This is a genomic window from Paludibaculum fermentans (assembly GCF_051172195.1).
Lineage (GTDB): Bacteria > Acidobacteriota > Terriglobia > Bryobacterales > Bryobacteraceae > Paludibaculum > Paludibaculum fermentans_A.
In genome coordinates this window covers 1771515-1785246 of the sequence record NZ_JBPJAQ010000001.1, presented here as the reverse complement: position 1 = coordinate 1785246, position 13732 = coordinate 1771515, and the positions used below count along the sequence as shown (strand labels likewise).

The 13732-nt window shown below is 56.1% G+C and carries 14 protein-coding genes and 1 pseudogene; 3 read left to right on the top strand and 12 right to left on the bottom strand.

Annotated elements, in window-relative coordinates; genetic code table 11:
* Nucleotides 1–233 precede the first annotated feature (233 nt).
* Entirely contained in the window at nucleotides 234–956 is a 723-nt protein-coding gene (locus ACR9Y2_RS07245) for a hypothetical protein (protein WP_435040395.1), read from the top strand.
* 189 nt (nucleotides 957–1145) lie between these two features.
* On the top strand, nucleotides 1146–1511 hold the full coding sequence (locus tag ACR9Y2_RS07240; RefSeq protein ID WP_435040394.1) for a hypothetical protein: 366 nt from the start codon (nucleotides 1146–1148) through the stop codon (nucleotides 1509–1511).
* Nucleotides 1512–1788: 277 nt separating this feature from the next.
* On the opposite strand, the gene ACR9Y2_RS07235 is transcribed toward ACR9Y2_RS07240, so the two are convergent.
* The 12 genes and pseudogenes from ACR9Y2_RS07235 to ACR9Y2_RS07180 form a co-directional block, all read right to left on the bottom strand.
* Entirely contained in the window at nucleotides 1789–2181 is a 393-nt protein-coding gene (locus ACR9Y2_RS07235) for a type II toxin-antitoxin system PemK/MazF family toxin (RefSeq protein WP_435040393.1), read from the bottom strand.
* A 311-nt stretch (nucleotides 2182–2492) separates the two neighbouring features.
* Nucleotides 2493–3772, bottom strand: a pseudogene (locus ACR9Y2_RS07230) (IS3 family transposase).
* 426 nt (nucleotides 3773–4198) lie between these two features.
* On the bottom strand, nucleotides 4199–4798 hold the full coding sequence (locus ACR9Y2_RS07225) for a hypothetical protein (protein WP_435040392.1): 600 nt from the start codon (nucleotides 4796–4798) through the stop codon (nucleotides 4199–4201).
* Nucleotides 4799–5143: 345 nt separating this feature from the next.
* Nucleotides 5144–5389 carry a DUF2188 domain-containing protein gene (locus ACR9Y2_RS07220; RefSeq protein ID WP_435040391.1) on the bottom strand — a complete coding sequence of 82 codons (246 nt, stop codon included), beginning with the start codon at nucleotides 5387–5389 and terminating at the stop codon, nucleotides 5144–5146.
* An 82-nt stretch (nucleotides 5390–5471) separates the two neighbouring features.
* Nucleotides 5472–5651: a DUF6527 family protein gene (locus tag ACR9Y2_RS07215; protein WP_435044827.1), complete on the bottom strand. Its 180-nt coding sequence runs from the start codon at nucleotides 5649–5651 to the stop codon at nucleotides 5472–5474.
* Nucleotides 5652–5803: 152 nt separating this feature from the next.
* On the bottom strand, nucleotides 5804–7192 hold the full coding sequence (locus tag ACR9Y2_RS07210) for a ThiF family adenylyltransferase (RefSeq protein ID WP_435040390.1): 1389 nt from the start codon (nucleotides 7190–7192) through the stop codon (nucleotides 5804–5806).
* Entirely contained in the window at nucleotides 7192–7596 is a 405-nt protein-coding gene (locus ACR9Y2_RS07205; protein WP_435040389.1) for an E2/UBC family protein, read from the bottom strand. The genes ACR9Y2_RS07210 and ACR9Y2_RS07205 overlap by 1 nt, the downstream gene beginning before the upstream one ends.
* Entirely contained in the window at nucleotides 7589–7852 is a 264-nt protein-coding gene (locus ACR9Y2_RS07200; RefSeq protein ID WP_435040388.1) for a hypothetical protein, read from the bottom strand. Before ACR9Y2_RS07200 ends, ACR9Y2_RS07205 begins: the two co-directional genes overlap by 8 nt.
* Before the next feature lie 90 nt (nucleotides 7853–7942).
* Nucleotides 7943–8644, bottom strand: coding sequence for an ImmA/IrrE family metallo-endopeptidase (locus tag ACR9Y2_RS07195; protein WP_435040387.1), 702 nt, complete (start codon nucleotides 8642–8644; stop codon nucleotides 7943–7945).
* Nucleotides 8641–9009 (bottom strand): helix-turn-helix domain-containing protein, encoded by a 369-nt coding sequence (locus tag ACR9Y2_RS07190; protein WP_435040386.1) that lies wholly within the window; start codon nucleotides 9007–9009, stop codon nucleotides 8641–8643. The genes ACR9Y2_RS07195 and ACR9Y2_RS07190 overlap by 4 nt, the downstream gene beginning before the upstream one ends.
* Nucleotides 9010–9170: 161 nt before the next feature.
* Nucleotides 9171–9893 (bottom strand): hypothetical protein, encoded by a 723-nt coding sequence (locus ACR9Y2_RS07185; RefSeq protein WP_435040384.1) that lies wholly within the window; start codon nucleotides 9891–9893, stop codon nucleotides 9171–9173.
* 2558 nt (nucleotides 9894–12451) lie between these two features.
* Nucleotides 12452–12844, bottom strand: coding sequence for a type II toxin-antitoxin system PemK/MazF family toxin (locus ACR9Y2_RS07180; protein ID WP_435040382.1), 393 nt, complete (start codon nucleotides 12842–12844; stop codon nucleotides 12452–12454).
* Nucleotides 12845–13364: 520 nt separating this feature from the next.
* Between ACR9Y2_RS07180 and ACR9Y2_RS07175 the strand changes: the two genes are divergently transcribed.
* Nucleotides 13365–13730: a hypothetical protein gene (locus ACR9Y2_RS07175; protein ID WP_435040381.1), complete on the top strand. Its 366-nt coding sequence runs from the start codon at nucleotides 13365–13367 to the stop codon at nucleotides 13728–13730.
* Nucleotides 13731–13732 lie beyond the last annotated feature (2 nt).

Sequence of the window (13732 nt, the reverse complement as noted above, 5' to 3'; positions counted from 1 at the left end):
CGCCAAGACCGTATTGTCCTTTGACCCGCCTGCCTCCATGTAGATTCGTCCCCCGCATCAGGCGCTCCTCGCCCAAAAGTATGAAGAAGCGTCGAGCTTTGCGTCCGGGTGCAGGCCGACTTTAGGCGGCTTCACGAGGCAGGACCACCATTACCGCACACTGCTCAGCGAATGGCGCACACAGTCGGGCAGGCCAACCAGAGTGGCGGGTAGACAGGCGCTACAATCCAAAAATGATGCCCGTACCGGCGGGACAGTTTCCGCTAACCGAAGAGGAATACTGGCGAGACTACGAAATCATTCGCAACGATGTCAACGCGGCTATGGTCAGCTGTTACACACACCGGACAATCACCCTTATTGTTGCCTCGGACTCAGATTTGGCGATGCGGGTTAACCGCCATCCCGATTTCTGGAGAATTACCTCGTTCAGTCTCCAGAACAGTCTATTCATAGTTCTGGCGCGCATACTCGATTCGGACCCTAGACTTCATTCCATCTACCAAGTCTTGAACGCCACAACTGCGCACCCCGAGTTCTTCAGCAAAGCTGCGCTACGCGCACGAAAGCTCGCCGTACCCGGCACTGAGCCGAACCCACCTTGGCTCGACGAATATGTCGAGAACGCCTGGGAGCCTACCGTTCGGGATCTGCGGGCCCTGAGAAAAGCTCTGGGACCGCACAAGACCAAGTTTGAAGAGATCTACAAACCGATCCGAAACCAAATCGCCCACATTATTTTCAAAGACGACCAGTCCATTGAGGCGCTTTACCGCAAGACGCTAAAGGCTGATATCGATGAGATTCTCTGCTTCCTGCATAATGTGCTCAGGGCTATCTGGTTTCTGGCGTACAATGCGGAGCCACCCAATCTTCATGGTGATAATTACGGATATTTCGGCCGGGTCCGCGCAATAACCGGGGACACCGAGGAAATGCTGCGCACGCTTCCTTGACATGATGCTTACGATGAGTTGTTCTTCCTGACACGGCCATTCACGGCAGTTGGCACCCCGGCAGGCTGTTCCTGTTGGGATGCATAGAGATGAGGTGGAGCCTCCAATCCCATCGCAAGGCTGCATCTCACTCGCAGTGAGGTCGCAAAAAGGCGGCCTCACTGCGCCTCCAGGTGTTATGATCCGTTAATGGCGATTATAGACCAAATCCGAGATCTAACATCGAAGCGTCAGGCCCTTATCGACCAACTGATTGACGCCCTGAAAGTCGACGTGGAGGAGTTGAACCGAATCGGCTTCTCCTACGCGTTAGTACAGGTCACGGACGTCGCGCCAGCTCGCAAGAAGCGGACTGATACCGGAGCGATCAGGTGGACAACGTCCATCACCCGTATCACCAATGCCTCGAGAGCAGGCAAGCTGTCGAAGGCTCAAACCCTAGAGGCAGTCAGGACGGCATTGGACAAGCTCGCAAGGGAAAAGGGCGTCGAGGTTCCGGTTGAGATTCTGGCGGTGGCTGAGCAGACCGTCGCTGACGCCTACAGCAAAAAGTAGCCATGGGATACGAACACGAGCTAGAAGTCTATCGGAAGCGCCGTGACGAGCAAGCCCACGAAGACTACTACGTTGGACTCGAAGACGGAAAAGAGCTCAGCGAATCAATCAAGCAATTTGCCTCGGCTGGATATCGTATCGTTTCAACACTGCTCGTGGAAGGTGAGATGTGGATATTCTATCTTCGTACGTCTAGTGAGCTTCAAGGTACACCCCCAATCGACCAACACGACTGAGGCAGGACATTGACTGGGATGGAGGAAATCCAGCCTGCGGCCTAGAACTCAAGCAGCCCCAGACTGACCTTAATGGCTTCGTCGACCTGCATCATGGTCTCTGCATCGGCCATTCCAATGCGCTGTGAAAGACGGCTCCGATCAACGGCGCGGATCTGATTGAGCAAGGCGGCAGACGTCAACTGAAGGCCGGTCCGGTCGTCGGCAGGAAGCAAGACGTGGACGGGATTGATGGGGAACCTTACCGTGGATGTGATGGGCGCCACGATGGTCAAGCCGGTGAGACGGTTTGAAATATCGTTTTGGATGACCAGGGCAGGCCTGGTCTTTTTGATTTCCCGGCCTACCGTCGGGTCGAGCGTCGTGAGGTAGATTTCGCCACGCTTGGGGTATCTGACTTTTGAGCTGCCTCCTCTTTGTCGAGGTGTCGCCATGCTTGTTGGTCCATGGCAGCCCAATCAGCGGAAACTATTCCGTCCAAGTCCCGATCCCTCACGGACGTCCGCTCAAGGCGAGTGCGGAGGGCCTCTGTGCTTTGGTGCGCGACGAAATGCCGCACTGCGTCATTTACGAAGCGGCTGCGCTGGCCCGGCTTGGTCAGCCGATCTATGGTTTGGATCGTGGCTTCCGGCAGCACGATGTTAATGCGTTTGGTCATGGGAATGCCAAATTAATAATCTGTATCCATATACTAGACACAATCGGTGTTGCGCGCGCGATTTCCTGGACAGTAAATTCACCATAATCATGCGGCATGCTGGAGCGCAAGGAGGCGCTCGCGAGCTTGTCGCGGAGACTGAAAGCTGAGACGTTCGATCAGCCACTCGCGGTTATAGAGATCGCGGAATTCGCGCAGCGCGGCCTGCAGTTCTTCGAGGTCTTGGAAGTGCTGCACCCAGAGGAGCTGTTCTTTGAGAGTGCGGAAGAAGCGTTCAATGCAGCCATTGCATTCGGGCTCGCGGACAAAGGACGGAGAGGACTTCATGCCGAGAAAGCGGAGCTCCTTCTGAAAGTGGTCGCTCATGTATTGCGGGCCATGGTCGTGGCGTATCCGCAAACCGGCGGCGGTCTGGGGGCCGAAGGCGCCGAAGTACTCACGCACGCCCTGGCGCAAAGGCTCCAGCGCCTCAAAGCGAGTGGCGCGTTTGACGGCGTGAATCCCCACGCACTCGGCGGTGCAGTGATCAATGGCGGCGAAGACCGTGACCTGGCCATCGGCGAGGGTGACGGTGGCGGTGGCATCGGTGCCCCACATCTGGTTGGGCTGGCTGGTCAGGATGGAACCGTCATGCAACTTCTGCTCCACCGGCGCAAGCAGCCGCTGCGGCGCCAGCAGTTCGTTCGCTCGCATCAGTCGGAGCACACGTGGCTTGGAGGTGCGGACCCCTTGGGCCCGCAGTCGCGCCCAGATCTTGCGATGTCCCTCGCCATGGAAGGGCGAGGCCGCCAGGATGGTGCGGATCTGCTCCAACAACTCGGCATCTGTGTACTTCGTCTTCGGACCACGGCGCTGGGAAGCCGCGGGCTGCCTTGCTCTCTGCTGCCGGCTATAGAACGTCGAGCGTGGCTGGCCCCACACGGCCAGAACGCGAGCCCGCCCGTACTTGCGGCCGGTGGAGGGCGACTGGGCTTGACTCATCGCTTCGACCTCCACTTCAGAGAAGGGTTGGCGTTCTCCAGTTGCTGGATGCGCTCGCGCTGCAGTTCGACGGTCATGGCGAGTTCGGCGATGACGGACTTCATGCGCCGGCCCTGCTCATCGACCAGATCGTCTTCGCGGATCTTCAGGCCGGCCTCGCCGCTGGCGAGAAAGGCGTCGCGCCAATCGGACAGCGTGGCGGCTGTGACCGCGTACTTACGGCTCAAGCTCTCCAGATCCTCGCCGCGGAGGAGCTCAAGAACGACCGCCATCTTGCGCTTGGCCGACCAGCGGCCCTTGCCTCGGCGGCCGGTCCCGGGGGCCTCTCCGGTCGCCCTTCGGGCTCCCTCCGAGCCCCCCGGGACCGCTTGCTTGTTGCTGGACATGCTGACTCTCCTTCCTTCAAATCAGTGTCCAAGAAAATCGCGGGGCGGGAGACTAGACACAATCGGTGTGTATGTCAAGTGTTGTCAATAGCTTACGGGAACTCCGGCTGCCTCGTCCACGTCCACAACGAGGGTGCTTCTGGCGGCCACAACACTCCGCCTTTGTGCATTGCCCACGTTCAATTACCAATTCTCCGCTTATCTATGCCGACGGCCTGGCGGAGATGGCGAGAGGCCGTCAGGGTCGCAATCCGGCACTCCTGATAGCTAAGATGAAAATCTCCACCAAGGTGCCGGGAGGACACAAGAGGCTCGGCCTTTCCGCCTCCGGATGTGGAGCCCAAACGCCTCCGATTGAGATGGTCTCACACGAAGGCGGAACAGCAGTGTCTCCCATTTACAAGAAGCCTTGAGATCACCAAGCAGTTAGGTTCTAGACTTTTCCCTATGTGAATCTCGACCAGGTCGATGGCTGTCGCGCATCCGTCGACCGCGAGTGCTGCTTTGTGCCTCTTGGTCCTTGCCCTCTCGCCGTTTTGCTTCTCCCAACGTGAGCCCCGGATCCTCGGCTGCATATTGCGAGAACCGTGGATCGAACCTCTTCATTTCCTCAAGCTGCCGAATGTCTTGCTCTAGGTATTCCGACTTGCGGCGTTTGTACTTGTATGACTCGATCTTGCGCTCCAATCGCCTCAACTCGGCTCGGTAGCGATCATAGACAAGTTGCTGCGCGAAAATTGCTGTCCTGTCGGACAGGACCAATAATGGCAGTGATTCCAGTCCAGGCAGCGACAGTTGCGCCGAGTCGGCGGGTCGAGTTCTTGCGATCTCCTTTTTGACATAGCGAGTCACGCCTCGTTCCGCGAAGTGGTCACAGAGCACCTTCCACTCACCGCCGTCCGCGGTGCTTAGCTCGCGTATCACTTGCGTCGCCGCGTCGTCGATTTGGAATTCCCCGATCCGAGCCTTCTCCAGGCAGACTTTGCGGATACAATTGGCTAAAACCGCCCTGAGATTCTTATCCATTTGAGCTCCCATTCCCTAACGCCGTCCATCCTGACCGTCACAGGCCCATTACGGTCTGCAATACTACTCACTGGATCGCTGGCAGCATGTTGCGTGCCGAGGTACCGTTGTTCATCCGACAGGCTCTTCCTGTAAATGCGGCTGCCGACCGTGACACGATTGGAGACCGGCAGAGTACTAATATCCACCCCTGATACACCACCTCCTAATGGGTACGGCAAGCTATCGTGGCGAGCGCCGCCTCCCAGAGTAGAGTTGCTGTCGCCCCTGCCCCGATGCCGACCACTCCACGGTCGGCCATAGAGCACGACTCAGCGTCGGGCGTCCGTGCTCGGCCCGGCGATGCTATCCCTCTGATTCTCTTGGATTCTTGCTGCCGGGACAGGTGCGCTCCTCCTGAATTCGGCCGTTCTCTTTCTGAATCTTGACCGATCCTCCAGCCGCACCAAGCACGTTTTCAAGAACTCCGCCCTTAACGGCTTCCGCCTTCGTCTCGAAGTTCCTGACTACTCTGCCTGTCTCGTCTTGCTTGAGCGACCAATTGTCTTTTGACTCATTGTGAGTCAGTGTGAATTTGCGCAGATTACTCATGTTAGGCTCCTTTCTGTTTAATTATGCTCCAAATCGCGCTGGGTAACAGCTCCTTGAAGTCCTTCGGCAGAAGAAGATTGAGCTATACCCATATGATCTTCCCGCCCCTCACGAAGAAATGGCTTTGACAAGAGTCCTGCCTAAGCCAGATCGACGGCCACAGCGTTATGCTTCCACCATCTAGCTCGACGGTCCAATGAGGCTCCTCAGTTCCAGAGAGGCTTACATCTATTCGCCGCTTGCATCGACAGGGACAGTTCATGACGACTCGCCTATCCAACCCCCCGCGGCGAACCAGATAGACATCTCCATCCAGACTCTGAGGAACGTCGTTCACCGATTCAACGACGACGACTCGCCCAACATTGCGTCGCCTTCGAAGCTCCCTCCAAAGCTTCTTTAGGAATTCAATCATTATTCAGGTCTCCATGTTTGGTCGAGGAACCGCGCGCGGTCCCCTCGACCGATTAATGATACGTTGCTACACCAACAGTCAGGGATCCTGCTTGGCCCTGGTGTCTGGATTGCGGCATGGTCGAACCGAATCAGCAATTCACCAATCGCGTTGTCATCCCCGCGAAATCCCGTAAGTCTGTGAAGGAGTTCGGAGATCGCGAGTGCGGAGGTCGCGGACGTGAACGGAATCACAGATGGTTCCTCGTTTGGTAGCTCTGGAATGTAACCCTCGCGCCGCCTCGTAGCGGCCTCGTCAGGCGACAGTTCCGCTAGAATCTCGGCGGCGACACCTTCCGGAGTGATCTGTCCCCGACAGAAGAGGCATGCCGAGCTCGGCGTCAAGGTCGTCACGCGGCCGACGACAGATCGAATGGTACCGTCGGCGGAGTCAATCTTCACGCCCAAGTCTAGGACAGGAATGCAGTACTCCAGGCTAAAGCGCCCGAGGATGGCCCTCCCCCATTGATCGTCAGTACAACCGAAGATGATATCGACGTCTCGGAATTGCTTCATGACCGACTGGTAGGTGATCGGCCGCTCTATCACTTCAATTTGCGTTCCCAAGCCGATGCGTTTGCTTAGCTCTTCCGTCAAGCGGACCTTGAATGCTCCCACATCCGAAACACCGGAGCCATAAACTCTACTAACATTCGACTTCGCCAACTGTTGCCCGTCGGCGACAAGTATCCGTCCCACACCCAACCGAATGAGCTGCTCGATGACAGCCGAGCCGGTACCGCCTGCTCCGATCACCCCAATCGTCAGACGGCTCAACTGCGTATGCATATCTGTCCCAAAGGCGCGCACTTGCCGATCGTGATAGGAGGTATCTATCGGCTCCCCGTTTGCCCTATGGTGGAACCGAAATCTGGATCCGATGACACGAACCAGATCGACGTCAGCGGTGCCTCCACCGTCCAGCCAGACTCTTCCCCGAGGTCGGTCGGGCCCGCTGAAGACCAGACTTGCATGGATCGCGTTCTTGGACGCGATTCTGTTGTATGCAGTCCGAAATAGTCCAGGCTCTTCTCGGTCATCTTGAGCCGAGTGGTCCGGTACATGTTCCGGGTGCGAATGAACGAACACGAAGCAGGCCGACTGCTCATCAGCAGCCTTTAGGACAGGAAGGAAAGATTCCGCAGGAATGGAAATATGGGTCTCGGATGAAGACAAGACTACTGGCTCCGGAACCGGGATGCTGTGCCTTACCAGGAGCCGGGTCTCACTTGCTGTCGTCGAGATACCGCAGAGCAGGTACGCAGCCCGTTCTCTACGGTCATCACCATTGAACAAATGAAGCATGAGCTCTTCGTATTGCTGCTCGGCGAAGGTTAGTGTGTAGCGCATCAGGCCCCCTTCTCCAATTCACCTCGAATGGTAGCCAGGAAACTCCGAAGGTTGTCTGAACCTGGACGCCAAGAGTTCCCTTCGAAATGACGGGACCAGCGTTGCCACTGCCGGTCCTGATAACTCACGTCGAACTGATCCGCCCTGTTCGGGAACGCTCCATTGGCAAGCCGAACATGCGGGAAGGTCCAGAACATGTCAGGCTTGGCCAAGGGAAAGTTCGGAGGGAGTCGTAGGAGCAAATCCGTAACGTTTGGGGTATAGATTGGCGGTAAGTTGAAATTCTTTATGATGACGTGAACCAGACCATTGGTCTGGCTCACGTCGTACTCATAGCCCTTCAGCTCCAGATGAGCGCGATCCTCATCTGAAAGTAACTGCTGAGCCGCCTCAGTGCTACTCATCGGCGCCTCCTGGGGTGATCTGACCGGGGCTTGAATAGAACTTCTCATGCGCGTGGACCTTGACTTGCGTCTGGTCGTTGGCGATTGGCTCGTCTTCCCGCGGGCCCGGCGATTCGCGGAATAGTCTATATCCTGCCGCTACGTGCCCCAGGGCGTAGAGTGCGGCACCGGTGGTTTGGGTCGGCGATTTGTACTCCACGCGATCGATGACGATCTCCACGACGTGAGGATCGTGCTCTTTTTGTTGTTCTGTCATTGTGATTCTCCTTGCTGCGCTTGGCAGCATTAATAATTGATACAGCCTTGCAGCGTACGCGTACAGTGCGAACACCAAGGGCAAAAAAATTTACAGCATTAGCTGCTTGTCATTCTTGGCCGGGTAAGCCGTTTCAAGACGGATTCTGGCTACAATTGCATTGACATCAAATGCCTCTGCCACTGCCCGCACGGCTGCTTCGTATCGTGTCGGATTGATGCACTTGCCTCCGAGGTTCCCGGCGGGAACCAAGTAGTCACCAACTGCGATCGGCAACAGAGGCTTGGGTACAAGCAGATGACCCATTGCAGCGTTAGCTTGAAACTCCCACCATTCGCCGCCGTAGTTGCGCCTGGCTGGATCGGCCCCGCCCTCTCTGCAGAGGACCTTCGGCGCTTTGGGGTCGGTGTTGTCTGCAAATAGCGGCGCGGTGTTCTGGATAGCGAACAAGTGCGCGTGGAGAAGCCCATGGCCGGCCTCGTGTGCGATTGTGCTACGCACTCGACGTTCTGAGGTCTTGCTGCCTTCTTCCTCCAGTCGAGCAGATACGAAAATCCTACTAACTCCGCTGGCGGTGAATTCAGTGAACCCAAGAATGCCTTCGGGCAAGTCGGCGGACTCAACGGTCACATCGAATCGCTTCTCGACAAACCGCTCGACGCGGATTGGCTCCGGTTGGGATGGAAGAAGTCCAAACTGTCGGAGCTCATCAAGACAGATCGCCTCGATCTCGGCGTCTTCATAGTACGGCTGCTCTTGGAATGGTCCGCGTCTGGATCGAAAAACCTTCATTTCTTTTCCTCCCCGCTCGCCCGCTTCCTTGCTGCAAGCGTTAGAAGCTCCTCCGATGAGACCTTCTCTTCGGTCATCTTTCTGAGTGCAAATCCCAAGGCAGGATCCAGGCGCAATGCATTTCGGAGTTCCTCAAGCGGGAGGCGATCGTCTAGCTTGTGAAGTTCCTCAAACTCCACCCCTAAAACGACTGCCATCTTGCGGAGTAGTTCATCCGATGGATTCCGCCGCCCGTTCTCGATGTCCGACACGTGTGCTGGCGAAATATTCCCGAGTTGTCTTGCGAACTCGCGGAGAGAGAGATCCTTCAGATCTCGCAGCTCCCGAATCCGTTTTGCTAGTGCATTCATACCCACTGTCAGCATACAATGCGAACAGTTTCTCGTCAAGCCCCGGTTGTCAACAGGCTGCACCTCCTTGTGCTGACCGAGTCTGGTGCGTAACCGACGACGAAGACGCGGAGGCGGCTGTTGTCTCCAGAGAAGCAGAGAATCCCACAAACCTGGTTGGATCATGTAGTTGCGGACTATTTCTCTATCCTCGGATGAGTGTCGCTTGAATTACCCGAGTCGCCGTTCATGTCCTTCCTTCGTTCCCTTGCGGAAGCAGCCGACCAAGCCTCAGTGCATGTACTGGTGTTCTCCACACCCAAGGTGCCGCGAACCTTTTCCGTAATGAATGTGTACAATGCTCGAGGATCCTTCACTCGAACTAATATGCATAAGTCTGCCGGATCACCAAGAAGTATCGTTACATCCTCGATGATGGCATCTGGAGCGGCCTTGGCGTCTTCCGCCTCCATGAACTGGTCCATCAGATAGTGGGCGAGCATCTCCTGTGGGTTCGTGGTACCCCACTCGCTTCCCGATGGTGGCAGGTCTCTACTCTCATTGAGCTCTCGCGGATTGATTCGAACATCTATCCTGTATTTGTGGCACCATCCCAGCTCATCCATATTGACGACCCATCTCCTAGTGAGCGAACCGTCAGCTTGTAATGTTTCTAGGTACCTGGCCGTCTGTGCCTCTGATTTGCGGAGGCTGCCGGCAATGTCGCCAACCGTCGCCTTTGGATGGAATCGGCAGTACTGTAGAATCTTCCGCTTTCGGTCCGGGTCGATTTCTGGAGTTACTTTCATGTATCTGCCTCGCAGGTTCGTAAAATGCAGGTAGTCTATCACAGGCCCGGCGCATTTCCGAGAACAATCCTTCACCGCCGCATCGATCGCATTCTTTGACCTTGCCAGCATTGGCAATCACCATTAGATTGAGGATGGGACTGGAATGAAACACCACTCCGAGTGGAGTGGTGGTGGTGGATCTGGAGAATGCCTGACGGTGTTAGTCGCACCGTCAGGCCATCTGTTCGCAGAACAGATGGGTATCCAGCATTGGAGACGTCAGTCATGCCGAACACCCAAAAGCGCTGTGTTGAATGTAAGTTTTGTGTTTGGGAGCGAGTAGACGCTGATGGCCCGCAGTGGCCGCGGTGCGATAACTCGGCAACCAAGCTTCTCAATCACCCAATCGGATGGCTTCATCCTAACTCTCGCGCCTGTAGTCTCTTTGATACCAGGCAGGCGGCGGTCAAGAATCCGGCGCGGATGGGCCTTTTCCATTTGTATGGTGTGGAAACAACCCTGTCGGCCCCTCAACGACATGGATCAAGCTGGAGAGCGGTCCTCGGACAAGGTGGTGAACTCGTCGCGATGGCTGTGGCGGGAGCAGGAGCTAGCAATCTTGACAAGGGTATTGGTGTCGCTGCCTTTGGAGTAGGTATTTTCATCGCGGTAATTCTACTCGCAGTAAGGATAGCGCGGTCGATCTGACTAAGCCGTAAATACACCTTAATGTGAATACTAAGACTCCGACGAAGAATTGTCAAGATTTGTAGTCAAGGGAATATGGACCCGGCCTATAACGTTCCCTTGGGGCCACCAAAAACCATGCTGGCTGTCGCGATGCCTTCGGATTAAGGCAGGGATAGTTCTCGACCGTCAATTCTCCGCTTATTTAAGCGTACTGCCTGGCGGAGATGATGAGAGGCCGTCGGGGTCTCAATCCAGTAGCCCGCATAGTTGAGATGAGAATTGCCTCAGAACACCCGGAGGTCACAACAGATTCGCCTGTTGGGGCGTCACGGCCTCCTGCGGGCAGACTGGTAACCGTAGTGGTCGCGAGGCCGCATCTCCCTCGCAGTGAGGTCGCAAAGAGGCGACCTCACTGCGCCCTCCAGGTGTTTTGATCCGTCAATGGTGATTATAGACCAAATCCGGGATCTAACATTAAAGCGTCAGGTCCTTATCGACCAACTGATTGACGCCCTGAACGTCGACATTGAGGAGTTGTACTGAATAGGGTTCTCCTACGCGTCAGTACAGTTCACGGACGCCGCACCAGACCGCAAGAAACGGCCTGATACCGGAGCGACCAGGTGGGCCAACGGCGACTCGCTTCCAACAGGTCTGCACCTATCCTATCAGTTGCCCAAACAGCAAAAAAGGCAAGGGGGCTTCCCTGCCTTTTTTTGCTGTTGGCTTCAGAGTTTGAGGTGAAGCGCCTCGCCTATTCTCTGCAACTGGGCTTCTACCTTCTCGACTCGTGTTCGCACGTCCAGACGGCCTAAGACATCTTCGAGGCCGCCGCTTGTAGTTCGTGCGAGGTCATCAACCTGGCTCGCTACCTGCTCGACCTGCTTCTTGCTGGCCAGTGTGGAAATGACCTGGTCAAAGTGCTCTTTTGTGAGTTGAGACATAAATGTCGAGAGTTAATAGTGAAGGAAGCATAGCAACTGTGGCGAATCTGTCAAACGCCTACACCGGCAACAGCCTTCTCAACACATTCCGACGAATCCGATCAGTAGGGCTTGTGCCAGGATCTCGCAGCACAGACTGCGCAATACTCGGCGGCCGGGCGATGCCTTAACCCGAATGCCGGCGAGCGCCTTTTCCTTACGGTCCTGTTGTTCGTCAATGTTGTAGTCAATGCTGCTTCGGCGACCTATAAATGCACCCGCCATTCTTGACATCCTAGAGTGACTGGCGGGAGGACGGATCTCCAAGCAGGGGATACACGGCGGCTCCTCCGCCCCTTGCGCACACTGCCAATAGATCACCTGACCGTTGTCTAAAATAGGCTGCAAGTCGTCGTCTTGGACGGGCACTTCTCTAAAGCCTCGTTGAATCCGATTAAGTTGCATAAAACGGGATAGTGGACTCACCTATCAGTCAGAAAACGGTGGCGGAGAAAGACAGCGAAATCCTGGATCTCATTGCGTAGTTGAAACACGCTGGGCCGATGTAAACCTGGCGGTCGCAGCGACAGAGCCTTTCTGACGCGATATGCTCCGTTGTGAAAGGAGAGGCGAGTGGTCGCACTTCTCCTCAACGGCCTCAGGGCCAGCTTCAGGATCTTGGGAGTGGGTCGCATGGAGTAAAAGACGCGAAGTGCGTGCTCTATCACCAGATGCTGCGGCAAGGGAAGGGAGAGGCGTCCGAGCAGACGGTCTCGCACTGGCCGGTTGATTGGGAGTTTGACGTCTACGTAGGGAGCAATTGGTGACTGGGCGCCTTTCCCTTCGCTTGCCGCGACGATTGCGAAGCCAAATGCTCGGAGTCCAATCGCGACCTCCAGCATTCCAAAATCGATCGGCCGTCCCAGTCGGTCGCGCCACTCACATATCTCGCTGGCAGCGTGGTGCCACCTGCTTAGTCGTTGGCCAATTTGAAAGCTCCGCTGGGGATCATCCCGCCTCCTGGTTGTGTTTGCGCGCTTGGTGTTCATGGTCGTTGCTTACCTGACCCGCAGACTAGAGCTCAAGCAGCCCCAGACTGACCTTAATGGCTTCGTCGACCTGCATCATGGTCTCTGCATCGGCCATTCCAATGCGCTGTGAAAGACGGCTCCGATCAACGGCGCGGATCTGATTGAGCAAGGCGGCAGACGTCAACTGAAGGCCGGTCCGGTCGTCGGCAGGAAGCAAGACGTGGACGGGATTGATGGGGAACCTTACCGTGGATGTGATGGGCGCCACGATGGTCAAGCCGGTGAGACGGTTTGAAATATCGTTTTGGATGACCAGGGCAGGCCTGGTCTTTTTGATTTCCCGGCCTACCGTCGGGTCGAGCGTCGTGAGGTAGATTTCGCCACGCTTGGGGTATCTGACTTTTGAGCTGCCTCCTCTTTGTCGAGGTGTCGCCATGCTTGTTGGTCCATGGCAGCCCAATCAGCGGAAACTATTCCGTCCAAGTCCCGATCCCTCACGGACGTCCGCTCAAGGCGAGTGCGGAGGGCCTCTGTGCTTTGGTGCGCGACGAAATGCCGCACTGCGTCATTTACGAAGCGGCTGCGCTGGCCCGGCTTGGTCAGCCGATCTATGGTTTGGATCGTGGCTTCCGGCAGCACGATGTTAATGCGTTTGGTCATGGGAATGCCAAATTAATAATCTGTATCCATATACTAGACACAATCGGTGTGTATGTCAAGTGATGTCAATAGCTTACGGGAACTCCGGCTGCCTCGTCCACGTCCACAACGAGGGTGCCGGGATCACGCAGCCTACGACACAACCACGCCGTTGGCGACGGGATAACCAGCTATCTACCTTGAATCCATCTTCTTCACAATTACATATGTATATTTCCGTCACGGCATTGCGCATAGCGCAAGTTGACAACGAGCCCCTATTGCGACACTCTGACCGTAGGAATAGCTGATGCCCAATGCATGATGTTCCGCTATCGGACAGGATCGATTACGCCATCCTCGCCGTCGTCTTTCGCACCCCAGATGAAGAACACCAAGGCGACTGGCACGACTGGGAAGACGCCATTCAGGCAATACTAGGGGCCGAGGCGAACGTTCGTGAGCTGTTGTCGGCATTCAAGCGGTTGTGGAACGGCGGCATGATTCACCTATCCAAACCTGACGATGCGGAGCCGCACGGCACGGCGTATTCTGGCGAGGATGGTGACGACGAAGCATTCTTCCTGACCGGACCCTTCACAGCCATTGGTACACCCGGCGGCGGCGATTGCTGGGATGCCATCACGATCCAATGGCCACGCGAAGACATCGGCGCCAGGTGATA